Source organism: Actinomadura geliboluensis (genome assembly GCF_043197915.1).
GTDB classification, from domain to species: domain Bacteria; phylum Actinomycetota; class Actinomycetes; order Streptosporangiales; family Streptosporangiaceae; genus Spirillospora; species Spirillospora geliboluensis.
Genome location: NZ_JBICUA010000013.1, coordinates 20,352 through 47,332 on the forward strand (window position 1 = coordinate 20,352; position 26,981 = coordinate 47,332).

Consider the following 26,981-nt stretch of genomic DNA (forward strand, 5'->3'; position numbering starts at 1 on the left):
GGGCGGGCTGACCGGTGTCTGACCGGTCGTCGGGCGGGGTCTGACCACCCTGCCCCGGCGGACAGGTTGTTGTAACGGTTATGTTTCGGCGCATTGACAGTGAGCCCCGTCACGGTCTTTCCTTCGTGGGAGCGCTCCCACACCACTGCAAGACACAACCTGAGAGGGGTCCGCCATGAGGGCCATCATGCGGCGCGGACTGAGTACGGCGATGGCGGCGGTACTCGTCGGCGGCCTCGCCGTCGCGTGCGGCGGCGACGACAACGACGAGGGAGGCTCCGACAGCGGGCCGGTCGAGCTCACCGTCGACGTCTTCGGTGAGCCGGGCTACGACGCGCTCTACAAGCAGTACGAGCAGTCCCACCCGAACGTCAAGATCAAGCAGCGCAAGGTCTCCACGCTGGACGAGTACAAGCCGCGCATCCAGCAGTGGATGGCCACCGGCAGCGGCGCGGGCGACGTCGTCATGCTGGAGGAGGGCATCCTCCCGCTCTACATGCAGCAGAAGACGAAGTTCGTCAACCTCTTCGACCACGGCGGCAAGGACCTGGAGAAGAACTTCCTGCCGTGGAAGTGGCAGATGGGCCTCACCCCCGACGGCAAGCAGCTCGTCGGCCTCGGCACCGACATCGGCCCGCTCGCCATGTGCTACCGCAAGGACCTGTTCAAGAAGGCCGGCCTGCCCACCGAGCGCGACAAGGTCGGCGAGCTCTGGGCCACCTGGGACCAGTTCCTGGAGACCGGCAAGAAGTTCCAGGAGAAGGTGCCCGGCACCAAGTGGCTGGACGGGCCGACCGCCGTGTTCCGCGCCACCGTCCTGCAGAACGCCGGCAACGGGCCCGGCTACAGCTTCTTCGACAAGAGCGACAACCTCGTCTACGACGGCAACCCCGCCGTCAAGCAGGCGTTCGACACGTCGCTGAAGTTCGCGGAGAACAAGCTCACCGCGGACATGTCGATCTTCACCCCGCCGTGGCAGACCGCCCTCAAGCGGGACACCTTCGCCGCCCTGCCGTGCCCGTCCTGGATGCTCGGCGGCATCGAGGAGTTCTCCGGCGACTTCGGCAAGGGCAAGTGGGACGTCGCCAAGACCCCGGGCGGCGCCGGCTACTGGGGCGGCTCGTGGCTCGCCGTGCCCAAGCAGACCAAGCACGCGAAGGCCGCCGCCGAGCTGGCCAAGTTCCTGACCTCCCCCGAGGGCCAGGTGGCCGCCTACAAGGCCGCGAACGTCTTCCCGTCCTCGCCGCAGGCGGCGCAGGACCCGGCGGTCGCGGGGGCGAAGAGCGCCTACTTCGGCGACGCCCCGGTCGGCAAGATCTTCGGTGAGCTGGCGGCCGGCGTGAAGCCGGTCCACCTCGGGCCGAAGAACGAGGACGTGCGGGCCGCGGTCGAGAACGTCCTGATCTCCGTCGGCCAGGGCAGGCAGAAGCCGGCCGACGCCTGGGCGAAGTCGGTGGAGGAGGCCAAGAAGGCCGCCAGGTAACCCCCGGCGACCCGTTGACCACGGCGGCGGCGCCGCGCCGATACCTCCCCGCCGGCGCCGCCGCCGTTCCCCTCTCCGCTCTCCCCGCACCGTCCCGTCCTCGGAAAGGAGGCGCACGACGATGACCACCGATCTGCGCCCCAGCCGGAACGGCCCCCCGCCGCCCCCGCCGGCGAAGACCCGCCCGCGGCCCGCCCGCACCTGGCGGGCCCGCCTGGCCCGGCTCGATGTGAAGGGCGCCCCGTATGCCTTCATCTCGCCGTTCTACCTCGTCTTCCTGATCTTCGGCGCGTTCCCGCTCGTCTACACCCTGTGGGTGTCCCTGCACGACTGGGAGCTGGCGTCGGGGACCCGGAAGTTCGTCGGGCTCGACAACTACGACTACCTGCTGACCGACGCCGACTTCTGGCACGCGACGGTCAACACCCTCGGCATCTTCGTCGTCTCGACCGTGCCGCAGCTGCTGATCGCGCTGCTGATCGCCAACGCGCTGAACCGGCGGATGCGGGTGCCGACCCTGTTCCGGATCGGCATGGTCGCGCCGCTGGTCACCTCGACCGCGGCCGTGGCGATCGTGTTCACCCAGATGTTCGACACCAACTGGGGCATGGTCAACTGGGTGGTCGGGCTGTTCGGGATCGACCCGATCCACTGGTCGACCAGCCGCGGCTGGTCCTGGGTCGCCATCGCGATGATGGTCGACTGGCGCTGGACCGGCTACAACGCGCTGATCTACCTGGCCGCCATGCAGGCGATCCCGAAGGACCTGTACGAGGCCGCCGCCATCGACGGCGCCTCCAGGATCCGGCAGTTCTGGCAGATCACCGTCCCGATGCTGCGGCCCACGATCATCTTCACGGTGATCATCTCCACCATCGGCGGGCTGCAGCTGTTCACCGAGCCCGTCCTGTTCAGCGTCGGCACGCCGAACAAGATGGACGGCGGCCCGATGCACCAGTTCCAGACGATCACGATGTACATGTACGACAACGCGTTCGGCCATGACCGGTACGGCTACGGCGCGACCGTCGCCTGGGCGCTGTTCGTGATGATCATCGTGTTCTCCCTGATCAACTTCCTGGCCGTGCGGCGCACGGGAGGGGGAGGCAAGTGACCACGCTCCTCGCAGGACCCGGCGGCCGGCCGAACGCCAAGCACGCCGCCGCCCGCCCCGGGCGCTTCCGCGGCCTGTGGAACGCCAGCCCGCTGACCTACCTCACGCTGATCGTCGCGCTGGCGCTGTCGATCTTCCCGATCTACTGGATGATCATCGTCGCGACCCGCACCAACAGCGTCGTCGCCGACGTCCCGCCCCCGCTGCTGCCCGGCTCGCACGGCGGCGACAACGTCGGCCGGCTGTTCGACAACCCGGAGGCGTACTTCGCCAAGGGCCTGCTGAACTCGGCCATCGCCTCCGGCGCGGTGACGATCTCCACGGTGTTCTTCGCCTCGCTGGCCGGGTTCGCGTTCGCCAAGCTGCGCTTCCGCGGCAAGAACGCGCTGCTGCTCACCATCATCGCGACCATGATGATCCCGGTCCAGATGGGCATCATCCCGCTCTACATGATCATGGTGAAGCTGGGCTGGCAGGGCCAGCTGCAGGCGGTCATCGTCCCGTTCCTGGTCACCGGGTTCGGCGTGTTCATGATGCGGCAGTACGCCGACCAGGCCGTCCCGGACGAGCTGATCGAGGCGGCCCGCGTCGACGGGTGCACCACGTTCGGCATCTACTGGCGCGTCGTGCTGCCCGCACTGCGCCCCGCCGCGGGCGTCCTCGGCCTGTTCACGTTCATGCAGACCTGGAACGAGTTCATGTGGCCGCTCGCGGTGCTGCAGCCCGACAACCCGACGGTGCAGCTGTCCATCAACAACCTCGCGAACGCGTACTTCAAGGACTACACGCTCATGTTCGCCGGGACCAGCGTGGCCATCCTGCCGCTCCTCATCGTGTTCATCATTTTCGGCCGCCAGATCATCGGCGGAATCATGGAAGGTGCTGTGAAGGCGTGACCTCCCTACAGGACGACACCAGCGCGGCTCCCGCCGCACCGTTCCCGACCGGGTTCCGCTGGGGGGCCGCCACCGCCGCCTACCAGATCGAGGGAGCCGCCGGGGAGGGCGGGCGCGGGCCGTCCATCTGGGACACCTTCTGCCGCACTCCGGGCAAGGTCCTCAACGGCGAGAACGGCGACGTCGCCGTCGACCACTACCACCGGTTCCGCGAGGACGTCGCGCTCATGTCGAGCCTCGGCCTCACCGCGTACCGGTTCTCGATCTCCTGGCCCCGGGTGCAGCCGACCGGGGCCGGGACCGTCAACGCCGAGGGCCTCGACTTCTACCGGCGGCTCGTCGACACGCTGCTGGAGGCCGGCATCGAGCCGTGGCCGACGCTCTACCACTGGGACCTCCCGCAGCCGCTGGAGGACAAGGGCGGCTGGCCCGAGCGGGAGACCGCGCACCGGTTCGCCGAGTACGCCGCGCACGTGCACGCCGCGCTCGGCGACCGCGTCCGGCACTGGACGACGGTGAACGAGCCGTGGTGCGCGGCGTTCCTCGGCTACGCCTCCGGGGAGCACGCGCCCGGGCGCCGCGACGCCGCCGCGTCGCTGCTGGCGGCGCACCACCTGCTGCTCGGCCACGGCCTCGCCGTGGACGCGATGCGCGCCAAGGAGCCCGGCAACAAGTTCGGCGCGGCCGTCAACCTGTACGCGGTGTCCCCGGCGACGGACGACCCCGCCGACGTGGACGCGGCGCGCCGCATCGACGGGCTGCAGAACCGGCTGTTCCTCGACCCGCTGCTGCTCGGCCGCTACCCCGACGACGTCCTCGCCGACACCGAGCGGTACGGGTTCACGCCGCCGGACGCCGACCTCGCCGTCATCAGCCGGCCGATCGACCAGCTCGGCATCAACTACTACTCGCGGCACACCGTCGCCGGCACGCCCGGCGAGGCGGCGCAGACCGCGTCGTCGCCGTTCTCGACCCACTCCCCCTGGGTGGGCAGCGACCACGTCCGGTTCGTCCCGGCGGGGCGGCCCGTCACCGGGATGGGCTGGGAGATCGACGAGCGCGGCCTGTACGAGGTGCTGACCCGGCTGCACCGCGAGTACCCGTCCCTCCCGCTCTACATCACCGAGAACGGCGCGGGCTACGACGAGACCCCCGACGGCGATGGCACGGTCCAAGACGCGGGCCGCATCGCCTACCTCGACGCGCACCTGCGCGCGTGCCACGACGCCATTTCCGAAGGCGTTCCGCTGAACGGCTACTTCACGTGGTCGCTGCTGGATAATTTCGAATGGGCTTGGGGCTATTCGAAGCGTTTCGGGCTGGTGCACGTCGACTACGCCACGCAGCGCCGCGTGCCCAAGGACAGCGCGCGCTGGTACGCCGGGGTGATCCGGCGGGGCGGGCTGCCCGGACGGGCCTGACCCGGGGGTCGGCGGACGGTACGGAGACGAAGGGGGCCGGATGACGGGCAGGAGCACGCGTCCGACATTGGAAGAGGTGGCGGCGCGCGCCGGGGTGGGCCGCGGCACGGTGTCGCGCGTGGTCAACGGGTCGCCGCGGGTCAGCCCGCAGGCGCGCGAGGCGGTGCTGCGGGCGATCGAGGAGCTCGGGTACGTGCCGAACCGCGCGGCCCGCACGCTCGTCACCCGCCGCACCGACACGGTGGCGCTCGTCGTCGCCGAGTCGGACCAGCGGCTGTTCGGCGAGCCGTACTTCGCCGGGATCATCCGCGGCATCAGCAACGGGCTCGGCGACACCGGGCTGCAGCTGCTGCTCGCCCTCGCCCGCTCCCCCGCCGAGTACGGCCGGCTGGAGGAGTACCTCACCACCCAGCACGTGGACGGGGTGCTCCTCACCTCCCTGCACGCCGAGGACCCGCTGCCCGCCAAGCTGGAGGCCAACGGCGTGCCGACCGTCCTCGGCGGCTGCCCGCCCGGCCTGTCGCCGGTCAGCTACGTCGACGTCGACAACCGCAGCGGCGCCCGCGAGGCCGTCGGCCACCTGATCGCGGGCGGCCGGCGGCACATCGCGACGATCGCCGGCCCCCAGGACATGGGGGTGGGCATCGACCGGCTGGCCGGCTACCGGGAGGCGCTCGCCGACGCGGGCCTGCCCGAGTACGTCGAGTACGGCGACTTCGGGGAGGCCAGCGCCATCGCCGCCGCCGAGCGGCTGCTGGCGCGGGAGCCGTCGCTGGACGCGGTGTTCGCGGCGAGCGACCCGATGGCGTTCGGCGCGCTGCGCATCCTGCACCGGCGCGGCCGGCGCATCCCCGACGACGTCGCGGTGATCGGGTTCGACGACTCCTCGGCGGCGGCGCTCGCCGACCCGCCGCTCAGCACCGTCCACCAGTCCCTGGAGGAGATGGGCGTGGAGATGGCGCGGCTGCTGGTGTCGCGGATCCGCGGCGAGACGGTGAACGAGCCGGTGGTCATCCTGCAGCCTCACCTGGTGCTCCGCGAATCCGCGTGATCTACGATCGTCCGATGGGCTACGAACCGGGCGCGGCCGAGCTGCGCCATCTGAACCGCTGCGTGGAGCTGGCCGCCGAGGCGCTGGACGCCTCGGACGAGCCGTTCGGGTCGGTGCTGGTGTCCGCCGGCGGGGAGGTCCTGTTCGAGGACCGCAACCGGGTGGCGGGCGGCGACCACACCCGGCATCCGGAGTTCGAGATCGCCCGCTGGGCGGCGGCGAACATGGCTCCGGAGGAGCGCGCGGCGGCGACCGTCTACACCTCCGGGGAGCACTGCCCGATGTGCTCGGCCGCGCACGGCTGGGTGGGCCTCGGCCGCATCGTGTACATCATGTCGGCCGCCCAGCTCGGCGCGCTGCGCGAGGAGCTGGGCGTGCCGCCGGGGCCGGTCGCGGCGATCCCGGTCCAGGAGGTCGTGCCGGGCCTGCCGGTGGAAGGCCCGGTCGCCGCCCTCGAAGCGGTCATGCGCGAGCTGCACACCCGCGCCTGCGCTTGAGGGCGGCGACATCGGCTCACCGTCCCCTTTGCCCGGTCACCGGCGGGTCAGCGCCTCCAGGCGTTCGACGGCGGCGCGCCAGTCGGACGGCAGCCAGCACCGGGTGGCCCGGTTGCCGCGGTAGGTGAGGGTGTAGGTGAAGTGGTCGGCCACCCGGCATCCCGCCTCGGACGAGTCGGTGGTGACGATCTCGCTCAGCGCGTCCCGCAGGCCGCGCATTTCTCCGTCGTCCAGCGCGGCCTTTTTGCCGTTGATCAAAGCGGCACCTGAATGGTCGACGGTCACCCGCTCCTGGATTCCGGCGAATCCGCCGGTCCGCTCGTAGGTGACCAGCACGTCCGGCCCGGTAAAGGCGAGCATTCGGCGTCTCCTTTTCATGCGGGCCGCCGGACAGCACCCCGCTTCCCCATTCCGGCGGCCCGCGGTCCGTGGGGTTATCCGCCGAAAAGGATTCCGCCGGTGTCGCGCACGGCGACGCAGCGGTTGGGGTAGGTCCGCTCGAAATGCCGCGGCCGGCCGTTCCAGCTGCCGCGGGCGATCACGCGGACGGGCGCGTACTGCAGCGTGCAGGCCCCCGTCCGCGCGGGGATGCGCTCGACCCTGCCGTGGACGGGTCTCAGCTGGTCACAGGCCCGGGACGCGGCGATGAGCGTCCCGCCGTCCGGGTCGCAGTGGAGGCTCCGCTGGATTCTCGGGCCCACTTCGTGGACCAGCGTGAGCATGTAGGAGCCGACGGGACCGGCCGGTCCGTCCGACTGCGCGGGTGCGGCCGACGCGAGGACGGCCATTCCCGCCAGCACGGCGGCCCACCGGTGACGGGCACGCGACATGTGCATGTCTTCCTCCCTGGATTCGCCCGCCGCGATCTGCGGCATTGGGCCGGCCGGGACACCGGATCGCGGTGACGTCCCGCCCGCATCCAGACGCTAAATGCCACAAACTGCCCCGAACAAGGGCAATTCAAGTCCCAACCTGGCCACCGGTTCACTCTTAAATCAAGTCTGCCCATTCGTGCAATACCGGTTGACGGCAAATTGGCCGGACCATGTGATATCCGGGCCGTCCCGCTCACCGGGAGGCGGCGCCGGGACGGCCGCGCGGCGGGCCGATGATGGACCATGCCGTGCGCTCACCAGGACATCGCCAACCTGATCTACCGCTACGCCGAGTGCGTGGACAACGCCGACTTCGCGGGCATCCGCGAGTTGTTCGCCGACGCCGCGTTCACCGGCAGCGGCGGCACTCTGCGCGGCGGCGAGGCGATCGCCCGCATGTTCGAGAAGACGGTGATCGTGCACGAGGACGGCACCCTCCGCACCAAGCACGTCACCACGAACCTCGCCATCGAGGTGGACGAGGACGCGGGCACCGCCACCTCGAAGGCGTACTACACCGTCATGCAGGCCGTCCCCGGCCTCGCACTCCAGCCCATCGCCTGCGGCACCTACAACGACACCTTCGAGCGCCATGAGGGCCGGTGGCGCTTCGCCGAACGCCGCATCACCTTGGACTTGGCGGGCGACGTCACCCATCACCTGCGCCGGCCGGAACGCCTGCCGCGCGAGGTCCGTCCCGGCTAGGACGGGTGACCCCGGCCCGCGAGAGGGCCGGGGTCCCAGCGGCCAATGGTCAGGGGGCGGGGACGCCTCCTCTCAGGTTCGCGGCGGCCTTCAGCGAGACCCCTCCGGGGCGGGACGCGTCCGCCGCGACCACGGCGAGGGTGATGGTGTTGCGCCCGTCCGGGTGCAGGATCCCGTCGGGGAGGGTGAAGTCCTGCTGGAGCTCACCGTTGACGTACTCCCCCATGTTCCAGCCGTTGACGAAGATGAGCGTCCGGTAATCGCCCGTGCCCTTGTCGAAGTGCAGGGTCACCGGGACGTCCTGGTCGTCGGGGATCGTTAGGCGAGTGCTGGTGCTGTACCAGTGGACGCCCGGCTGGACGGGGGCCGTCGGGGCGCCGGTCGGCCACGAACCGGTGCGGGCGGACGGCAAGTGCCAGCCTTCCCGTTCTCCGTAGAGGCCGCCCGTGCTCAGGGGGCCGCGCACCGGGTCCTCGGCGCGGGCCCCCTGGATGCGCCAGGTGACCGGGTTGGTGGTGATCTCGGCGTCGACCAGGCCGCGGGGCTGCTTCTGGCGGTAGTCGTCGGCCGTCCAGTCGTCGTTGTGGCCCATGTTCTCCACCAGGACGGACAGGACGGCCTTCTGCCCCTTCCGGAGCAGATCGGAGGGGACGGCGAAGCTGCCGGGGCCGGGGTTCTCGTTGACGGGCGCGTCGGCGTCCTTCTGCTCGCCGCCGGCGGCCGAGCCCAGGTAGCGGCCGTTCAGCCAGACCTGGTAGATGCCGTGCTTTCCGGTGATGGCGTTCAGGTCGACGGACTTCTCGGAGCCGGTCGCGGTGAAATGGCCGCGATACCAGACGTGGCCGTGGTGGAAGCCGTAATCGTCGGCGTAGAGGACGGGCAGGTTCTTCGGCTTGATCGGGCTGGCCGTGGTGGTGTGGTCGGCGACCTTCCATGACGAGTCGTCGAATTCGGGGGACGTTTCGGGTGCGCCCTGCTTGGCACGCCAGTGCTTGAGGGAGGGGAGTTTGACGGGGCGCGGGCCCTTGGCGTGCGCCAGGAGAGTGCCGCTGGGTGTCGTGCGGGCGCGGATGTGCTTTCCGTTGAGGGTCATGCGGCCGGCCGAGCCGAACACCTCGATGTCGCCTGCCTCGGCCAGGTCGGCTCGTACTACCGCCGTGCCGTTCCTGACTTGCGCGGAACGGACCAGGTCGGTGCCCCGGACGAGGGTGTCGCCGGAGCGCCAGAACTTGGCGGCCTCCGCTTCCGTGCCGATGAGGAGCAGGAGGGGCGTGCGGCCCCCGCCGGTTATCTGGACGCGGGCCAGACCTTGATGCTCGTAGTCGAGTCGGAGTTCGCCGTTGGAGTAGGTCGACTTCACCGAGCCGTTCAGGACTTCGACCTCAGGACGCGAGCCGTACCGCAGGATCGTCGTTCCCGCGGTTCCCTCCTTGCCGTAGAGGACGGCGGTGTCCCGCTTCCCGGCGGTGGTGTGGGTGAGGAGTTCGGAGGTCGTCGCGGTGAGACGCTGGCCGCCCATGTCGTACCCGGCGACGAGCACTTTCGCGTCCCGGCCCTTGAGGTTCACGGGCAGGGTGTGGGCGCCGTCCGGGGTCTTCCAGGTGAGGTTTGCGGATTGGTCGGCGTTGGTCTTCCGGTCGGAGTGCCGGACGAGGACGAACTGCGTTCCGGTGTCGGGGTTGGCGCGGGCCTCGGCGTGGACTGCCGGATTATCGGACGCGGGCGCCTCGGCCGGGTCGGTCTTGGCGAGCGGTGCGACGGTGGTGACGAAGAGACCCTGGCGCTTGAACTCGTCGTACTTGGCGGTGAGTTGCCGGTTCTCGGTGATGGGGGCGCCGTAGTCGTAGGACGTGTAGACGTCGTTCGGCTGCGCGAGCCGCCCCCAGTTCGTGCCGCCGAAGGCCATGTAATAGCCGAACATCGTGGCGCCCGAGGTGATGAGGTTCGACTTGTAGTAGACCTTCATGAACTTCGGGCCGCTGAGTTCGCGGCACTTGTCGTAGCCGGCGCGGTTGGCGTCGATGGCACCGGCCTGGTATTCGGCGGCGTAGGCGGGCGCGTCCGGGCTGAGGCGTTCGGTGACGCCCTCTCCCCACGTCCCCCAGATGTCGGGCTCGCGGCATTCGAAGGCCTGCGGGTAGTCGTCGACGCCGGGGATCTGGACGGCGCCCTGCCCCGTCGCCCACGTCGGCGTCCAGGAGGCGTCGCAGCACTGGTTGTGGGAGATCGGGACGTCGATTCCGTGGGCGCGGGCCTGCCGCTGGACGTCCTCCATGTAGGCGGGGTCGGTGTTGGCGGCATACTCGTTCTCGGCGTTGTAGACGATGACGGACCCGCCCCGCGTGACCTGGTGCTTCGCGATGATCGGGTCGATGTGGGCGAGCCAGTCGCGGTAGGCGCGGGTGTAGTTCGGGTCGCTGGAGCGGGCGCGTCCGGGGACGGTCTTCAGCCACGCGGGCAGACCGCCGCCGGTGGTCTCGGCGTTGATGTAGGGGCCGGGTCGGGCGACGACGTAGAGGCCGAGTTCCTCGGTCAGGCGCAGGAGCCGGTCGACGTCGCGAACGCCGGTGAAGTCGTATTTCCCGGGGGCCGGCGAATGGTAGGCCCAGTCGAAGTAAAGGGACACGCCGTTGAATCCGGCGGCCTTGATCTTCTCCAGGACGTCCCGCCAGAGGGCGGGGCTCGGGAGCCGGAAGTAGTGGAATTCGCCCGCCCACAGGACGACGCGTTGCCCGTCCACGGTGAGCGAGTAGCGGTCGTATCCGACGCGGTGCGAGTCGGCCTGGACGGGACGGGCGGAGGCGGGGGCGCAGAGGCAGGCGGCGGCGGTGAGAACGGCGGCGATGATGGCGAGTCTTCTGCTGGCACGCATGGCTGGCGTCCTTTGCAGCGGTCCGGCCCGCCCCGGGCATGCCGGGGCGGGCCGGGCGTTTCATCGGGTGAGGGAGAAGGAGCTCAGTCGGGTTTCGCCGGTGAAGACCAGGTAGACGTCGCGGTTGCCGCGGGCGTTCGCGAGCGTCGCGCTGATCTTCTTGTAGGCGTACTTGTCACCGGTGGACGGGACGTTCAGCGTTCCCGCGAGCGGCCCGTCCGGGCGGTCCAGCCGGACCTGTATCGCGGCGGCCGACGTGCCCGCCACCCGCGCGGTGATCGTGCCGGTGGACTTTCCGAGGTCGGCGTCCGCGAACTTCAGCCAGGAGTTCGCCGCGCCCGCCACCGCGTCGCCCTTCTCCTTCGTCTCGTCGACCAGTTCGACGCCGTTCTGGTCGTCGAAGTCGGCGGCGCGGGTCCGCGCCGACAGGTCCCGGTCGGGGATCGTCTCGCCGCGCACGGTGAGCGCGGCGCGCTGCCGGATGTCGGCGGACGAGGAGCCGATGAGCAGGTCGTGCTTCGCCTTCTCGACCGTCCACCTGTTGCGGGTGACGTCCCAGATCGCGAGGTCGGAGGCGTCGAGCCGGAAGGTCGCGGTGACGGTCCTGCCGGGCTCCACGTGCACCTTGTCGAACGCCCGGAGCGTCTTCACCGGCTGCTTCACCCGCGACTTCCGCTGGTGGGTGTAGAGCTGGACGACCTCGTCACCGGCCTTCTTTCCGATGTTGGTGACCGGAACGGTGACGGTGACCGTTCCGTCGCGTCCCACGGAATGGCTGCTCAGCCGCGGCTTCCCGTACCGGAACGCGGTGTAGGAGAGGCCGTAGCCGAACGGGTAGAGCGGCTTGCCCTTGAAGTACTGGTAGGTGCGATCCGACTTGATGATGTCGTAGTCGAGAATGTCGGGCAGCTGCTCGTCGGAGCGGTACCAGGTCTGCGGCAGCTTCCCCGACGGGCTCTCGTCGCCGAACAGGATGGACGCCAGCGCGTTGCCCGTCTCGGCGCCCGCGTGGCTCGTCCACAGGATCGCCGGGACGTTCTCCTGCTCCCAGGTGAGGGTCGTCGGGTAGCTGTTCTCCACGACGACGACCGTGTTCGGGTTGGCCTTCCGGACGGCCCTGATGAGCTCCGACTGGCCTTCGGCGAGCGCCATGGTGGTGCGGTCGTGGTCCTCGCGGCCGTTGATGAACGGCATGCTGCCGACCACGACGACGGCGGTGTCCGCGGCGGTCGCCGCCTTCACGGCCGCGTCGATGCCGCTGCTGACGACGTCCTTGGCGAACCGTCCGGCGTCGTCCTTGCTGGTGAGGACGAGGGTCCCGTCGTCCTGCGCCTTCACGTACGTCTTGGCCGGGTCGGCCCAGTCGTACGCCTTCTCATAGCCCGCGTAGCGGAGCAGGTAGTCGCCGTCGTCCTGCTTCTCCAGCTTGAACATCTGCTGGACGAACCAGCCGTTCGGCTGGGCCTGGTCGTTGGCGAAGGTGTCGCCCCAGTTGTAGCGGCCGACGGTCTTGCCGTTGGCGGCGCTGCGCAGGGTGACCACGCCCTGGCCCCAGTCGAACACGTCGAACTGCGCCGCCGGGTCGGTCGCCGACGCAGGCCCGGTCTTGAGGACGGCGCCGGAGCCCGTCCCGCCGGCGATGTACTTGCCGGTCTTCACGTCCTTCAGCGCGATCCGGTCGACGCCTTCACTGGAGGTGACGGCCGACGCGCGCTTCTTGATGCCGTCCAGCGGCGTGACCTCGTACGGCAGCGAACCGGAGTACCAGTCCGTGTAGAGGGTGTCGGACAGCGGGCCGACGACCGCGACCTTCCCGGACGACAGCGGCAGCGCCTTGCCCTGGTTCTTGAGCAGCACCATCTGCTCGGCCGCGGCCTTGCGGGCGAGAGCGCGGTGCGCGGGGCTGTCCACCGCATCCTTAGTGATCTTGGCGTAGGGGCCGCCGCCCGGATCGAACTCGCCGAGCCGCACCCGGACGCTGAGGATGTGGCCCACCGCCCGGTCGACGTCGGCCTCGGCGAGCAGCCCCCGCGCCAGCGCGTCCTTGATCGCGTTGACGGTGATGGAGGAGTTGGTGTCGTCGGTGGTGAAGCTGTCCACGCCCGCCTTGACGACCGCCGCGTCCGCGGTGGCGAGGTCGGGGAAGTACTTCTGGGAGTTGACGAGGTTGTTCGGCCCGCCGGCGTCGGTGACGTTGAACAGCGTCCGGTCGCTCCACGACCGGACGAGGCCGCCGGCGTCCGGGGTGACCGTCGCGGGACGGCCGTTGACCAGGTTGTACGACGTCATGATCCCGGTCGCGGCGTCCCGGCTGAGCGGGATCTTGAACGGGACCTCGTCGTACTCCTTCAGCACCCGGGGCCGCAGGCTGGACGACGTCTGGTCGCGGCGGATCTCGTTGTTGTTGGCCATGTAGTGCTTGAGCACGGGCGCGGCCTTGAGGCGGTCCGGGTCGTCGCCCTGCATGCCGTGCCCGTAGGCGGTGGCGAGCAGGCCGGTGAGCAGCGGGTCCTCGGAGTAGCCCTCCTCGTTGCGGCCCCAGCGCGGGTCGCGGAGCAGGTTGACGACGGGCGCCCACAGCTGCAGGCCCCACACGTCGGGGTTCTCGCTGTTGTAGCCGCGGGCCTCGTCGCCGACGGCCGAGCCGATCCTCTTCAGCAGCGCCGGGTCCCAGGTGGCGCCGAGCCCGACCGACTGCGGGAACACCGTGCCCTTGGCGGTCACGACGGCGCCGCCGTTGTGGACGTCGGTCGACCAGGCGACGCCGTGCAGCGCCTCGGTGCCGGTCTTGAACCGGCCGATGCCGAGCCGCGGGATCGCGGGCTGGTACTGGTGCAGCAGGGAGATCTTCTCGTCGAGGGTGAGCCGGCCGAGCAGGTCGTCCACCCGGGCGTCCACCGACAGGCCCGGGTCGCGGAAGGGATGGGCCGCCTCGCGGGCGGCGGCGGGCGCCGTCCACGCGACGGGGGCCGCCAGCACGGCGGCGAGGACGAGGGTCAGCGACCGGCTGCGCCGGCCCGCGGAGCGGGGGTTTCGATGGGGTCTGTGCACCGATTCTCCTTCTGGACGTCCCCCGAGTGACTTATCGAAGCGCTTCGATAACGGGCCGCGAGAGGCCCCTTCTCCTCCTTCTCGTCGGTCAGCGAGCGGCGGGCGCGGTGCTGGCGCGCCGGGTCAGGGTGGGCGGGAGCAGGGTCGCGGCGGGGACGGGCGCCCCGTCGAGCTTGGCCATCAGCAGCTCGACGGCGCGCCCGCCGACCTCCTCGGCGGGGATCGCGACGGACGACAGCGGCGGCTCGGCGTGCTCGGCCATCTCGTCCGGGGCCATCGCGACGACGGACACGTCCTCGGGGACGCGCCGGCCCGCCGCGCGCAGCGCCCGCACCACCGGGCCGACGACCGGCTCGTTGTGCACGAGGACGCCGGTCAGCCCGGGACGCTCGGCGAGCAGCCGCGCGACCAGCTCGCGGGCGGCGTCCGCGGTCGCCTCGCACGGGTGGACGTCGCCGGTCAGGCCGTGCTCGCGGACCGCGGCGGCGAACCCGTCCGCGACCCGCTGCGCGTAACCGGTCTGCCGCTCGTACACCTCGGGCGGCGACCCGATCAGCGCGATCTCCCGGTGGCCGAGCTCGGCCAGGTGCTCGACGCAGACCGCGCCGGCGGCGTGGAAGTCGAGGTCGATGCAGGTCAGGTCCTCGGCGTCGGCGGGGAAGCCGATGAGCACGCTCGGCCGGTCCAGCGAGCGCAGCAGCGGCAGGCGCGGGTCCTTCATCTGCACGTCCATGACGATCAGCGCGTCGACGAGCGCGCTGTCGGCGACGCGGCGCAGGCCGTCCTCGCCCTCCTCCTGGGTGAGCAGCAGGACGTCGTGGTCGTGCCGCCGCGCCGCGGTCACCACCGACACGGCGAACTGCATGACGACCGGCACCGCGATGCCGGAGCGCAGCGGGATCATCAGCGCGAGCACGTTGGAGCGGCTGCTGGCGAGCGCGCGGGCGCCCGCGTGCGGCCGGTAGCCGAGCTCGCGGATGCTCTCCCGGACGCGCCGCCGGGTCTCCTCGGAGATCGAGCGCTTCCCGCTCAGCACGTAGGAGACCGTGCTCGGCGACACGCCCGCGTGCCGCGCCACATCAGTGATCTTGACCACGGACCGTCCCGTCGTCCTCGGAGGGGTGCAGAGTGCGAACGATGCTAGCCGTGCCGGGCAGGGCCGGAGCGCGAGCGCGCGGCGGCCGGTCCAGCACGATCACCGCGAGGGCGGCGGCGGCCACCGCCGCGCCCGCGAGCGGCGTCCCGCGCACGCCCGTCAGCGGCAGCAGCGCGCCGCCGAGCAGGGCGCCGCCGGCGATCCCGACGTTGAACGCGGAGGACGTCCACGCCGAGGCGATGTCCGTGTCGCCCGGCGCCGACTCCATGACGCGGGCCTGGAAGGCCGTCGCGGCGCCGGGGATCCCGATGCCCAGCAGGATCAGCATGGCCACCGCCGGGACGGCCGCCGTGCCGAACGCGAACAGGCCGAGCATGGCGATCGCCAGCACCGCGGCGGACCCGGCGGCCAGCGCGCGCGGGCCGCGGTCCACCACGATCCCGGCGATGACGACTCCGGCGATGTCGGCGACGCCGTTCACCAGCAGCAGCGGGCTGATGGCGGCGCCGGAGAAGCCGCTCACCCGCGTCAGGAACTCGGTGATGTAGGTGAAGGCGGTGAAGAACCCGCCGATCAGCAGCATGATCGTGACGACCAGCAGCCGGAAGCGCCGGGCGTCCGGCGCGGACGCCGGCACGGGGTCGCGGCCGGTCGCCCTCCCGCCCGGCAGCAGGACGGCGATCGCGACCAGGGACACCAGGCACAGCACGCCGAGCGCGGCGAACGACGCGCGCCACCCGATGGCCCGGCCGAGCCACGTCCCGGCGGGGACGCCGAGGACGATCGCCATCGACCCGCCCGCGAACACGTAGGCGCCCGCCCGGCCCCGCGCCTCCGGCGGCATCAGCCCGGCGGCGGCGACCACGGCGACCGGCCAGAACACCGCCTGCCCGAGCGCGGTCACCAGCCGGGTGCCGAACAGCGCGCCGTAGCCGGGCGCGGCCGCCGCCGCGAAGCTCATCACGATGAACAGCGCCATCACGCCGGTCAGCAGCGGGCGGCGGCCCACCCGGACCGTCAGCTTGACGAGCGGGACGGACACGACCGCGACCACGATCCCGTAGCCGGTGACGAGCAGGCCGACGGCGGAGGCGGAGACGTCCAGGTCGTCGGCGATGAGCGGGAGCAGCCCGATCGGGAGGTTCTCGGTCGTGCCGAAGCAGAACGCGGCGAGGGCCAGCGCCGCGACGGCCGCCCCCGCCCGTCCCGCCATCGGGCGCTCCCGCTCCATCGTCAGGCGCTCCCGCGGTGCGTCGCGATCGTGTCCCGGTACCAGTGCGCGCTGTCCTTCCAGGTGCGCGCGCCGGTCGGGTAGTCGACGCGGACGAGGCCGAACCGCTTGGAGTAGCCGTACGCCCATTCGAAGTTGTCGAGCAGCGACCAGGCGAAGTAGCCGCGCACGTCGGCGCCGGCCGCGCAGGCGCGCTCCACGGCGGCGATGTGGTCGTCCAGGTAGGCGATGCGCCGCTCGTCGCGGACCCGGCCGTCCTCCACCGTGTCGTCGAACGCCGCGCCGTTCTCGGTGACCATCAGCGGGATGTCGGGGTACTCGCGGTGGAGCCGCAGCAGCAGCTCCTCCATGCCGTTCGCGTCGATCGGCCAGCCCATCGCCGTGTACGGGCCGGGCTGCTCGGCGAACTCGACGCGGTCGCAGCCGACGAACGGCGACGCCACGCCCTGGCGGTGGCCGTCCGCGTGTGCGCGCGGGGACGTCCCGTCCCACACCCGGACGAGGGTGGGCGAGTAGTAGTTCACGCCGAGGACGTCCAGGGGCGCGGCGATGACGGCCTCGTCCCCGTCGTGGACGAAGCTCCAGTCGGTCAGGGAGGACGTGTCGTCCAGCAGGTCGGCGGGGTAGCCCCTGCCCAGCATCGGGTCCAGGAACACGCGGTTGGAGACCGCGTCCACCTGCCGGACCGCCTCCGCGTCGCCGCGCAGGTGGTGCAGGTTGAGCGTCACCGAGTGCCGCGCCGACGACGGGGTCACCCCGCGCAGCGCCCGCACCGCGAGGCCGTGCGCGAGGTTGAGGTGGTGGGCGGCGGCGAGCGCGGCCACCGGGTCGGTGCGGCCGGGGGCGTGCACGCCGGACGCGTAGCCGAGGAACGCCGAGCACCACGGCTCGTTCAGCGTCGTCCAGGTGTGGACGCGGTCGCCGAGGACGCGCCCGATCCGCTCGGCGTAGTCGCCGAACCGGCGGGCCGTGTCGCGCTCGGGCCAGCCGCCCGCGTCCTCCAAGTGCTGCGGCAGGTCCCAGTGGTAGAGCGTCGCGACGGGAGCGATGTCGTGCCGGAGCAGCTCGTCGACCAGGCGGGAGTAGAAGTCGAGGCCCTTCTGGTTGGGCGTGCCGTCCGGCAGCACGCGCGACCAGGAGATCGAGAACCGGTAGGCGCCGATGCCGAGGGCGGCCATCGTCGCGACGTCCTCCTCCCACCGGTGGTAGTGGTCGGTGGCCACGTCACCGGTGTCGCCGTCGAGCACCTTGCCCGGCGTGCGGCTGAAGGTGTCCCAGATGGACGGCGCCCGGCCGTCCTCCCGGGCCGCCCCCTCGATCTGGTAGGCGGCGGTGGCCGCGCCCCACAGGAACCCTTGCGGGAACCCCATCAGCTCTCCTCTGCCAGAGTGATGACCAGCTCGTCACCGGTCGCCTTGATGAGAACACCGTGCGGATGGTCGGAAGACTCGCCGCCCTCCACGGCCGCTACGCGTGCGTTGACGAGAAGGACGTTCCAGGCTCCCTCGCCGGTCACGCGCACGTTTTCACCGTTTTTCACCGTCGTGAAGGTGGCGTCGCCTACCTGGGTGACCGTCGTCCCGTCGGACGGCTCGTAGACGCGCAGCGTGACGCCGTCCGCGTGGTCGTAGTCGGGACGGTCCTGCACCGCCCCCTCCGGGATGACCGCACCCGGCCGGACGAGCAGCGGCACGCTGTCGAAGCCGTGGTGTTCGCGGACCCACCGGCCGCCTTCGACCCGTTCACCCGTCAGGTAGTGCGTCCACACACCCCCCGGCACGTAGTAGGAGACGTCACCGTCGGACGAGAACACCGGCGCCACGAGCAGGTCGTCGCCGAGCATGTACTGGCGCTCCAGGTGCGTGCAGGCGGGGTCGTCGGGGAACTCCAGGACCATCGCCCGCATCATCGGCAGGCCCTCCCCCGACGCCTGCCGCGCGGCACCGGCCAGGTACGGCATCAGCCGCATCTTCAACCGGGTGAAGTCGCGCAGGACGTCCACCGACTCCTCGTCGAACAGCCACGGCACCCGGTAGGAGTGGCTGCCGTGCAGGCGGCTGTGCGACGACAGCATCCCGAACGCGATCCACCGCTTGAACAGCACCGGATCGGGCGTCCCCTCGAAGCCGCCGATGTCGTGGCTCCAGTAGCCGAACCCCGACGCGCCCAGGGACAGACCGCCGCGCAGGCTCTCCCCCATCGCCTCGAACGTCGACTCGCAGTCGCCGCCCCAGTGCACCGGGAACTGCTGCCCGCCGACCGTCGCGGACCGGGCGAACACCACCGCCTCGCCCTCGCCCCGCTTCTTGCGGAGCAGATCGAAAACGGTCTGGTTGTACAGATAGGTGTAGTAGTTGTGCGCCCGTTCCGGGTCCGAGCCGTCGTGGTAGACGACATCGGTCGGGATGCGCTCCCCGAAGTCGGTCTTGAAGCAGTCGACGCCCATGTCCATGAGCGCTTCGAGCTTGCCCGCGTACCATTCCCGCGCCTCGGGATTGGTGAAGTCCACCACCGCCAGGCCGGGCTGCCACTTGTCCCACTGCCACACGTCCCCGTCAGGGCGCATGAGCAGGTAGCCCCGCGACCGGCCCTCCTCGAACAACGGCGAGCGCTGGCCGATGTAGGGGTTGATCCACACGCAGATCCGCAGGCCCCGGTCCCGCAGCCGGCGCAGCATGCCCGGCGGGTCGGGGAAGACGCGCGGATCCCACTCGAAGTCGCACCACTGGAACTCGCGCATCCAGAAGCAGTCGAAATGGAACACGCTGAGCGGCAGGTCGCGCTCCGCCATCCCGTCGATGAACGACGAGACGGTCTCCTCGTCATAGGACGTGGTGAACGACGTCGACAGCCACAGCCCGAACGACCATTCCGGCAGCCGCGCGGGCCGCCCGGTCAGCGCGGTGTACTTGCGCAGGATCTCCTTCGGCGACGGCCCGTAGATGACGAAGTACCGCATCGACTGGCCCTCGACGCTGAACTGCGTCCGCGCGACCGCCTCCGACGCCACCTCGAACGAGACGCGCCCCGGATGGTCGACGAAAACGCCGTATCCCGCGTTCGTCAGGTAGAACGGCACGTTCTTGTACGCCTGCTCGCTGGCCGTCCCGCCGTCGGCGTTCCACACGTCCACCGACTGGCCGTTCTTCACCAGCGGCCCGAACCGCTCACCGAGCCCGTAGACGAAATGGTCGACGCCGAGGTCCAGCTGCTCCCGCACGTAGTGCCGCCCGTCGTCGGTGTCGATGACGGCCTGCGCCTTGGGCGCGCTGCCGGTCAGCCGGCGCCCGTCCGCGAGGAAGTCGACCCGCCACCCGTCACCGCGCCCGACCCGCACCGACAGCGCCCCTGACGTCAGCGTCGCCGCCTCCTCGCCGACCGCGACCTCACCGCCCGGCGCGGTGGCCAGCTCGAACTCCGGCCCGCGCCGCCGCTCCCCCGCGAAATGGGTGAGCGTGACCCCGATGACGTCCGGCATCGGCGCCTCGCAGGTCACCGTCACCACCGGCCCCTTGAGCAGATCCCCCCGGTGCCGGATCTTCTGCACGGGCGCGTACACCGTGAAGGAGTCCGCCCCCGCGTCCACGTCGAGGACCTCCACCGGATGAAACGCCTGCACACCCTCGCGCATCATCCAGTAGCCGTCACTGAACTTCATTATTTGATGGCCCCCGCTGTCAGTCCGCGCGAGAGAGTGCGCTGGAAGATGAGGAAGAAGACGACGGTCGGGAGGAGGCCGAGCAGCGACGCGGCGCTGGACATGGTGGCGTCCATGAGGCGCTGCCCCTGCAGCACGCCGAGCGCGACCGAGACCGTCTGGTTCTCGTTGGAGATCAGGAAGGTCATGGGGATCAGGAACTCGTTCCAGGTCCACACGAAGAAGAAGACGAGCAGCACCGACAGCGTCGGGCGCACCACCGGGACGACCACGCGCCAGAGGATCTGCCAGCGGCCCGCGCCGTCGATCCGGGCGGCCTCCAGCAGCGGACGCGGGAACGCCGACAGCACCGACGACAGCAGGTAGGTGCCGAACGCCGCCTGGATCACCGTGAACACGATGATCACGCTGAGCTTGGTGTCGTACAGGCCGACCTGCTTGGACAGGTAGTACAGCGGGTAGACGAGCGCTTCCTGCGGCACCGTGTTCGCCATGAGGAGCAGGACCAGGACCCACATCCGGCCCTTGATGCGGCCGATGCCGAGCGCGTAGGCGTTGAGCACCGACAGCAGGACGGCGAGGACGGCGACGGATCCGCTGATCAGCACGCTGTTCAGCAGGACGTTCCCGAAGTCGGTGCGCTCCCAGAAGGCGCGGACGGCGTCCAGGTTGATGCCGTCCGGCGGCGACAGCGGCCCCGACGAGGAGTACTCCTGCGGCGTCTTCAGCGCGTTGAAGACCACCACGACGAACGGGATCAGCATGATCCCGGCGAAGGCGGTCAGCGCCACCAGCACCGCGTAGGCGGACGGCCCCCTGCGGCGGCGGTGCGCCGTGTCCCGGGCCCGCCGAGGCGGCGCCCCGGCCTTCTCGGTCAAGGTCGTCGCCGTCACCGTTCTCTACCTTTCTGGGGGGCGACCCCCAGACCCCCGAGGGCCTGGAAGCCCGAAGATCCTCGCTTCGCTGCGGTCATCGGGCTTCCCCGAGTTCACGTGACTGCATGCGCAGGAAGACGACGGTGAGCGCGACGATGACCAGGGTGAGGACGGTCGCGATCGCCGAGCCGTAGCCCACCTCCGACTTCTCGAAGAAGTGGACCCACGAGTAGTACGCGGGCACGTTGGTCGCGCCGCCCGGACCGCCCTTGGTGAGGACGAAGATCTGCGAGAACGCCTTCAGCGCGGCGATCGTCGTCCACAGCAGGACCACGAAGATCTCCGGCCGGATCTGCGGGATCGTGATGTGCCAGAACCGGCGCAGCCAGGTGGCGCCGTCGATCTCCGCCGCCTCGTACAGCGCCGGGTCGACCCGCTGCAGCCCCGACATGAAGATGACCAGCGGGAACCCGATCTGGATCCACACCATCACGCCGAGGACGCTCCACAGCGCGGTCGCCGGGTCGCCCAGCCAGTCGTGCGCGAGGGAGCCGAGGCCGACCGCGTCCAGCAGCGCGTTCACCGCGCCGTTCTCGGGGGCGAGCAGCCAGCTCCACACGACGCCCGCGATGACGATCGGCAGCACCTGCGGCAGGTAGACGCACGCGCGCAGGACGCTCGCGGTCCGGGCGCCGAAGTGCCGGTCGATCAGGTCGGTCAGGGCCGAGGCCAGCACCAGCCCGATCAGCGTCGGGACGACCGCCATCCCGAGGATGACCAGCGCGTTGTGCCCGAAGGACGCCCAGAAGTCGGCGTCCTGGACCAGCTCCCGGTAGTTGGCGAGCCCGACCCATTTCGGGGTGCCGACGCCCGTCCACTCGGTGAAGCTCGTCCCGATGTTCATCAGGAACGGCACGCCGATGACGGCGGTGAAGAGGAGCAGGCCGGGGAGCAGGTAGGGCAGGTAGCCCAGCTGCTCCCGCGACCGGCCGCGGCCCTGCGCCGTCACTTGGGCAGGCCGTCCTCGTAGGACTTCTGGACGCCGTCCAGGGCCTTGCTCGGCGACTCGCCGTTCATGAGCTTCTGCGTCTGCGACACCCACACGTCGTAGAAGCCGGCGACGGGCCAGTCCGGGTAGTAGGCGAGGCCGTCGGACTGCGCGAGGCCGTTGAAGTCGTCGATGAGCTTCTTGGCCTTCGGCTCGGTGATCGCGGACGGGTCGGCCGCGACCGGGATGCCGCCCGCGTTGCCGAGGAGGTTCTGCACCTTCTTCTTCATCGTGATGTCGATGAAGTCGTAGGCGAGCTGCTTGTTCTTCGAGCCCTTCGGGACGACCCACAGGTTGCCGCCGGAGCCGAGCGTCATCTTGGCGCCGGGCCACACGGCGGTCTCCCAGTCGAACTTGGACTCGGCGGCGACCCGGCCGAACCACCAGCTGCCGGAGAACATCATCGGGAACTTGCCGCTCATGAAGGCGACGCCCGCGTCCTCGGCCTTGAGGCTGACGGAGTTCTTGGCGATGTAGCCCTTCTTCACCCAGTCGGCGAAGGTGGTGGCGCCGGCGGTCCAGGCGGCGTCGTGGAAGTCGACCTTGCCGGTGTAGCGCTGGTAGGCGTCCACCCAGCTCTTGTCGGCCTTGTCCAGGGCGAGCTGGTAGACGAACTGGTGCGCCATGTACTCGGCGCCCGCGTTGGTCAGCGGGGTGACGCCCTTGGCGACGAACTTGTCCATCGCGGCGGTGAGCTCGGCGTACGTCGTCGGGATCTCGACGCCGTTCTTCTTGAACAGGTCCTTGTTGTAGTAGACCTGGACATACTCGGCGTAGTTGGGCACGCCGAACCACTTGTCGCCGCCCATCGTGCCCTTGGCGTCGTACTTGGCGGTGACCTGGACGTTGGGGCTGACCAGCTTGTCCCAGCCGCGCTCGGCGACCTCGGACGTGAGGTCGGTGAGCAGGCCCTGCTTGGAGAGGAGGCCCGCGGTCGCGTTGCCCTTGTTGTACTCCATGAGGTCCGGGGCGTCCTTGGAGTTCAGGACCATCGGCGCGGTCTTCTGGATCTGCTCGAAGCCCTTCTCCTCGAACGTCACCTTGACGCCGGGGTGGGTGGCCTCGAACTCCTTGATGGCCTCGTTCCACGCCTTGCCCATGGCGCTGTCCGGGGACTCGTAGTGCCAGAGCTTCAGCTCCTTGCCGCCGGAGCCGCCGTCGTCGTCACCGCCGCACGCGGTGAGCGACAGCGCCGCCGCGGCAAGGGCGGCGAGCACCGCCGCGCTCCTGCCTGCCTTGAACATGGGTTCCTCCGGGGGGTGGGACGGATGCCGGTGGCGTCCGGGTCCTTGCCGAGTCGGGCGTCGATCTGTCGAAGCGCTTCGATTGCCGGGATGCTAAGCCCTCGACCGGGACGCACACAATAGGTCGCCGGACCTCAATTCGGCCGGATCCGGGCTGACCTGCGGGAACAATCTGGGAGCGCTCCCATGATCACCGCTCAGCCGGCGCACTCGCCGCCGTTGAGGGTGAACCGGGTGGGCGCCGCGTTGGCGCCGTCCTGGCGGCCGATGAACCCGAACTCGGCCGTGCCGTCCGGCGGGATCGAGCGGTTCCAGTCCGCCGCCGTCACCGTGACGGACGGGCCGTCCTGCACCTGGCTGCCGTTCCACAGCTGCGTGATCGCCTGGCCGTCGGGGAACGCGAAGCCGAGCCGCCAGCCGTCGATGGCGCCGTCCCCCAGGTTCGTGATGCGCACGGTCGCCTGGAAGCCCTGCGGCCAGGTGCCGTCCACCCGGTAGGACACCGCGCACGCGGCGGCCGCCGGGCGGGACGGCGGGCCCGCGGACGGCGACGCGGCGGAGTCGCGGGACGAGTCGGGCGCGAGGGCCGCCAGCAGCGCGGCGAGCAGGGCGATCCCGCCCGCCAGGGCCCCGGCGACGATGAGCGGCCTGCGCGCGGACGACCCGGCCGGAGGGTCGGCGGGCGGCGGTTCGTCCAGCACCCGCGTCGGCTGCCGGGGCACGGTGTCACCGGGCGGGGACGGCGGCGGCGCCTCCGGGACCTGCGCCAGCTGGACGCCCGACGCCGCGGCCAGGACGTACGCCGCCTCCCGCGCGCTGGGACGGGCCTCGGGGTCGTCGCCGAGGCAGTCGCGCGCCAGCGCGGCGACCTGCCCGGGGATCTCGGCGGCGCCGCGCAGGCACTCGTTGAGCACGATGCCCAGCGAGTAGATGTCGGCGGCCGAGGTCGGGGCGGCCCCGCGCAGGAGTTCGGGGGCGACGTAGGCGGGCGTGCCGAGGACCGGGCCGCCCGCCGTGGACGGGCCGGTGAACGCGATGCCGAAGTCCAGGACCTTCACGCCGACCGGCGTGAGGAACACGTTCGCGGGCTTGATGTCGCGGTGGACGACGCCGGCGGCGTGGGCGGCGGCCAGCGCGTCGGCGACGCGCGCGCAGATCCCGGCGGACTCCCGCCAGGGCAGCGGGCCGCGGGCCAGCCGCGCCGCCAGGGTCTCCCCGTCCAGCAGCTCCATGACCACGTAGGGGATGCGGCCCGTCCGATCGGGCGACCCGCCGGCGCCCTCGCGGCCGGTCTCGTGCTCGCCGTAGTCGTAGACGCCCGTGATGCTGGGGTGGGTGAGGCCCGCGGCGGCCTTCGCCTCCTGGCGGAGCCGCCGCGTGAACTCCTCGGGCCAGCCCTCGTTGGGCACCTTGACGGCGACGGCGCGGTCGAGCACCAGGTCGACCGCGCGCCAGACGGTCGCCATGCCGCCGGCGCCGACGGGGCGGTCCAGGCGGTAGCGCTCCCCCAGGCGGTCGCCCGGGGCGACGGTCTCGGGCATGGGGGAAGCCTATGCCGGGTTCAGGGCACCGGGTACGGCTCAGGGCACGAGGTACCGGGTGTCGCGGGCGTCGGTGATCGCCATGTGGCCGGGCGCGTGCCCGATGGCGAGCTTGGGGCGGGACGCCATCACCGCCGCCTGCGGGGTCACGCCGCACGCCCAGAACACCGGGATCTCGTCCACCCGGATCTCGACCGGGTCGCCGAAGTCGGGCGCGCCCAGGTCGTCGATGCCGAGTTCGACCGGGTCGCCCACGTGCACGGGAGCGCCGTGGACGGACGGGTACCGCGCCGTCACCCGGACGGCGTCGGCGACCTGCGCGGCCGGGACCGGGCGCATCGAGACGACGAGCGGGCCGCCGAAGTCGCCGGCGCGGCGGCACATCCGGTTCGTCCGGTACATCGGGACGTTCCGGTTCTGCTCGATGTGCCGGACGGGGACGCCCGCCTCGCGGAGCGCGTCCTCGAAGGTGAAGCTGCAGCCGATGAGGAACGACACGAGGTCGTCGCGCCAGTACCCGGTCACGTCGGTGACCTCGGCGACCGGTTCGCCGTGCTCGTAGACGACGTAGCCGGGCAGGTCGGTGCGCAGGTCGCCGGCGAACAGCCCGGCCGAGGTGGCGCCGGGCTCGGTGACGTCGAGCACTGGGCACGGCTTGGGGTTGCGCTGCGCGAACAGCAGCAGGTCGTAGGCGTCCGCGCGGGGCACGGTGATCAGGTTCGCCTGTGTCCAGCCGGCGCACCAGCCGGAGGTGGGGACGCGCAGTCCGGCCCGGAACAGCGCCCTGGCCTGGTCCGGGCTGAGCGCGCCCGGGTCGAGCGGTGCGGTCATGGTCGGTCCTTTCCGAGGTGCGGTACGGGATGCGGCCGGAAGCGGAGCCGCTGCCCGGGGCGGATCTGGGCGGCGCGCCCGATGTCGGCGGACGCGACCACCGCGATGACGGGATACCCGCCGGTGAGCGGGTGGTCGGCGAGGAACAGCACGGGCCGCCCGGACGGCGGGACCTGCAGCGCCCCGGTGACCGTCCCCTCGCTGGGCAGCTCGCCGCGTCCGGCGCGGGGCAGGCCGGGCCCGTCGAGGCGCATGCCGACGCGGTCGATGTCGCTGGTCGCGGTGTAGGCGGCGGTGAACAGCACGTCCAGCGCGCCGGGGGCGAACCAGTCGGCGCGCGGGCCGGGGATCGCGCGCAGCTCGACGTCGCCGGCGGCGGGCGGGCGGACGGGCAGGACGTCCAGCAGCGGCGCCTCGCGGGGCGGCGGGCCGACGGGCAGCAGGTCGCCGGGCTTGAGCGGGGCGGGGCCGAGGCCGGCGAGGGTGTCGGTGGCGCGGGAGCCGAGGACGGGCGGGACGGCGATCCCGCCGCGCACCGCCAGGTAGCTGCGCAGCCCGGCGGGCGGGGCGCCCATCCGGAGTTCGGCGCCGTCGCGCAGGTGGAGCACCGTGTAGGGCGCCTCGGGGCGGCCGTCCACCAGCAGCGGGGCGGGCGCGCCGGTGACGGCGGCGAAGACCCCGCCCCGGCAGCGGACGCGCAGCCCGCCGAAGGTGACCTCGACCGCGGCCGCGCCGCCGGGGTTGCCGACGGCGCGGTTGGCGAGGCGGAGGGAAACCGGGTCAGCGGCGCCCGACACCCCCACACCGAGCGCCGCGTGACCCGGTCGGCCCATGTCCTGGACTGTCGCCAGGGGCCCTGTCTCGAGAACGTCCAGGCCGCGCTTCATGGTTCCCGTTCGACGAAGCGGACCGAGATTCCGGGGCGGAGCAGGGCGGGCGGGTCGCGGTCGAGGTCCCAGAGGACGGCCTCCGTGCGCCCGATGAGCTGCCAGCCGCCCGGCGACTCGGCGGGGTAGACCCCGCTGAACCGCCCGGCGAGGCCGACCGCGCCCGCCGGGACGCGGACGCGGGGCACGGCGCGGCGCGGGACGTCGAGCCGCGGGTCGCCGCCCTCCAGGTACCCGAAGCCGGGCGCGAACCCGGTGAACGCGACCCGCCACGGGGTGCCGGTGTGCGCGGCGACGACCTCGGCCGGGGTGAGGCCGGTGCGGTCGGCGACCTCGCCGAGGTCGGCGCCGTCGTAGACGACGGGGATCTCGACGGCCCCGGCGCCGCCGCCCGCCGGGCCCGGCCGGGCGGCGCGCACGGCGGCGGCGACCGCGGCCGGGTCGGCGGACGGGTCGAGCGGCAGCGTCAGCGTGCGGGCCGCCGGGACGACGTCGGCGACGCCGGGCGGCGGGGACGCGGCGAGCGCCGCGTACAGGCCCAGCATGGCCGCGAGGTCCGGCAGTTCGACCAGCAGCGCGGCGTCGCCGCTCGGGATGATCCGCAC

22 protein-coding genes are annotated in these 26,981 nt (G+C 71.5%); 7 read left to right on the forward strand and 15 right to left on the reverse strand.

The annotated features are described in order from the left end of the window. The first annotated feature begins 175 nt into the window (after positions 1-175). The 6 genes from ACGFI1_RS35520 (at position 176) to ACGFI1_RS35545 (ending at position 6,462) form a co-directional block, all read left to right on the forward strand. Positions 176-1,483, forward strand: coding sequence for an ABC transporter substrate-binding protein (locus ACGFI1_RS35520; RefSeq protein WP_171069500.1), 1,308 nt, complete (start codon positions 176-178; stop codon positions 1,481-1,483). Between the two features lie 121 nt (positions 1,484-1,604). Beyond that, the gene (locus ACGFI1_RS35525) at positions 1,605-2,597 is read left to right on the forward strand and encodes a carbohydrate ABC transporter permease (protein ID WP_301174280.1); all 993 of its coding nucleotides are present in this window, start codon (positions 1,605-1,607) and stop codon (positions 2,595-2,597) included. After that, entirely contained in the window at positions 2,594-3,493 is a 900-nt protein-coding gene (locus tag ACGFI1_RS35530) for a carbohydrate ABC transporter permease (protein ID WP_301174279.1), read from the forward strand. Before ACGFI1_RS35525 ends, ACGFI1_RS35530 begins: the two co-directional genes overlap by 4 nt. Next, the gene (locus ACGFI1_RS35535; RefSeq protein WP_392791729.1) at positions 3,490-4,914 is read left to right on the forward strand and encodes a GH1 family beta-glucosidase; all 1,425 of its coding nucleotides are present in this window, start codon (positions 3,490-3,492) and stop codon (positions 4,912-4,914) included. The genes ACGFI1_RS35530 and ACGFI1_RS35535 overlap by 4 nt, the downstream gene beginning before the upstream one ends. Before the next feature lie 40 nt (positions 4,915-4,954). Next, the gene (locus ACGFI1_RS35540) at positions 4,955-5,965 is read left to right on the forward strand and encodes a LacI family DNA-binding transcriptional regulator (RefSeq protein WP_392791732.1); all 1,011 of its coding nucleotides are present in this window, start codon (positions 4,955-4,957) and stop codon (positions 5,963-5,965) included. Positions 5,966-5,979: 14 nt separating this feature from the next. After that, positions 5,980-6,462, forward strand: coding sequence for a nucleoside deaminase (locus tag ACGFI1_RS35545; RefSeq protein WP_392791737.1), 483 nt, complete (start codon positions 5,980-5,982; stop codon positions 6,460-6,462). 36 nt (positions 6,463-6,498) lie between these two features. On the opposite strand, the gene ACGFI1_RS35550 is transcribed toward ACGFI1_RS35545, so the two are convergent. After that, positions 6,499-6,822: a hypothetical protein gene (locus ACGFI1_RS35550; RefSeq protein WP_392791740.1), complete on the reverse strand. Its 324-nt coding sequence runs from the start codon at positions 6,820-6,822 to the stop codon at positions 6,499-6,501. 74 nt (positions 6,823-6,896) lie between these two features. Next, positions 6,897-7,292, reverse strand: a complete 396-nt coding sequence (locus tag ACGFI1_RS35555; RefSeq protein ID WP_386871403.1) for an SSI family serine proteinase inhibitor — start codon at positions 7,290-7,292, stop codon at positions 6,897-6,899. A gap of 288 nt (positions 7,293-7,580) precedes the next feature. Between ACGFI1_RS35555 and ACGFI1_RS35560 the strand changes: the two genes are divergently transcribed. Beyond that, a complete protein-coding gene (locus ACGFI1_RS35560; RefSeq protein WP_392791742.1) occupies positions 7,581-8,042 on the forward strand; it encodes a nuclear transport factor 2 family protein in 462 nt (153 codons plus the stop codon). A 49-nt stretch (positions 8,043-8,091) separates the two neighbouring features. Here the strand turns inward: ACGFI1_RS35560 and ACGFI1_RS35565 are convergent, their stop codons facing one another. The 13 genes from ACGFI1_RS35565 to ACGFI1_RS35625 all read right to left on the reverse strand — a co-directional run bounded on the left by ACGFI1_RS35565 (position 8,092) and on the right by ACGFI1_RS35625 (position 26,981). After that, a complete protein-coding gene (locus ACGFI1_RS35565) occupies positions 8,092-10,914 on the reverse strand; it encodes a beta-galactosidase (protein WP_392791745.1) in 2,823 nt (940 codons plus the stop codon). Between the two features lie 60 nt (positions 10,915-10,974). Next, positions 10,975-13,965, reverse strand: a complete 2,991-nt coding sequence (locus tag ACGFI1_RS35570) for a glycoside hydrolase family 3 protein (RefSeq protein WP_392791747.1) — start codon at positions 13,963-13,965, stop codon at positions 10,975-10,977. A gap of 88 nt (positions 13,966-14,053) precedes the next feature. After that, positions 14,054-15,061 carry a LacI family DNA-binding transcriptional regulator gene (locus ACGFI1_RS35575; RefSeq protein WP_392737864.1) on the reverse strand — a complete coding sequence of 336 codons (1,008 nt, stop codon included), beginning with the start codon at positions 15,059-15,061 and terminating at the stop codon, positions 14,054-14,056. Then, positions 15,045-16,292 carry an MFS transporter gene (locus ACGFI1_RS35580; RefSeq protein WP_386871395.1) on the reverse strand — a complete coding sequence of 416 codons (1,248 nt, stop codon included), beginning with the start codon at positions 16,290-16,292 and terminating at the stop codon, positions 15,045-15,047. Before ACGFI1_RS35580 ends, ACGFI1_RS35575 begins: the two co-directional genes overlap by 17 nt. Positions 16,293-16,294: 2 nt before the next feature. Next, positions 16,295-17,662 (reverse strand): GH1 family beta-glucosidase, encoded by a 1,368-nt coding sequence (locus tag ACGFI1_RS35585; RefSeq protein WP_392791750.1) that lies wholly within the window; start codon positions 17,660-17,662, stop codon positions 16,295-16,297. Further along, positions 17,662-19,950 (reverse strand): alpha-xylosidase, encoded by a 2,289-nt coding sequence (gene yicI, locus ACGFI1_RS35590; protein ID WP_392791753.1) that lies wholly within the window; start codon positions 19,948-19,950, stop codon positions 17,662-17,664. Before yicI ends, ACGFI1_RS35585 begins: the two co-directional genes overlap by 1 nt. After that, positions 19,950-20,843, reverse strand: a complete 894-nt coding sequence (locus ACGFI1_RS35595; protein WP_386871389.1) for a carbohydrate ABC transporter permease — start codon at positions 20,841-20,843, stop codon at positions 19,950-19,952. The genes yicI and ACGFI1_RS35595 overlap by 1 nt, the downstream gene beginning before the upstream one ends. A 76-nt stretch (positions 20,844-20,919) precedes the next feature. Next, positions 20,920-21,834, reverse strand: coding sequence for a carbohydrate ABC transporter permease (locus tag ACGFI1_RS35600; RefSeq protein ID WP_386871387.1), 915 nt, complete (start codon positions 21,832-21,834; stop codon positions 20,920-20,922). Further along, positions 21,831-23,117, reverse strand: a complete 1,287-nt coding sequence (locus tag ACGFI1_RS35605) for an ABC transporter substrate-binding protein (protein ID WP_392791757.1) — start codon at positions 23,115-23,117, stop codon at positions 21,831-21,833. Before ACGFI1_RS35605 ends, ACGFI1_RS35600 begins: the two co-directional genes overlap by 4 nt. 197 nt (positions 23,118-23,314) lie before the next feature. Continuing rightward, entirely contained in the window at positions 23,315-24,658 is a 1,344-nt protein-coding gene (locus ACGFI1_RS35610) for a protein kinase domain-containing protein (RefSeq protein WP_392791760.1), read from the reverse strand. Positions 24,659-24,697: 39 nt separating this feature from the next. After that, complete coding sequence (locus ACGFI1_RS35615; protein ID WP_392791762.1) at positions 24,698-25,489, reverse strand: putative hydro-lyase; 792 nt, start codon at positions 25,487-25,489, stop codon at positions 24,698-24,700. After that, positions 25,486-26,376, reverse strand: coding sequence for a 5-oxoprolinase subunit C family protein (locus tag ACGFI1_RS35620; RefSeq protein ID WP_387071954.1), 891 nt, complete (start codon positions 26,374-26,376; stop codon positions 25,486-25,488). Before ACGFI1_RS35620 ends, ACGFI1_RS35615 begins: the two co-directional genes overlap by 4 nt. Continuing rightward, positions 26,373-26,981 (reverse strand): 5-oxoprolinase subunit B family protein, encoded by a 609-nt coding sequence (locus tag ACGFI1_RS35625; protein ID WP_301174260.1) that lies wholly within the window; start codon positions 26,979-26,981, stop codon positions 26,373-26,375. The genes ACGFI1_RS35620 and ACGFI1_RS35625 overlap by 4 nt, the downstream gene beginning before the upstream one ends.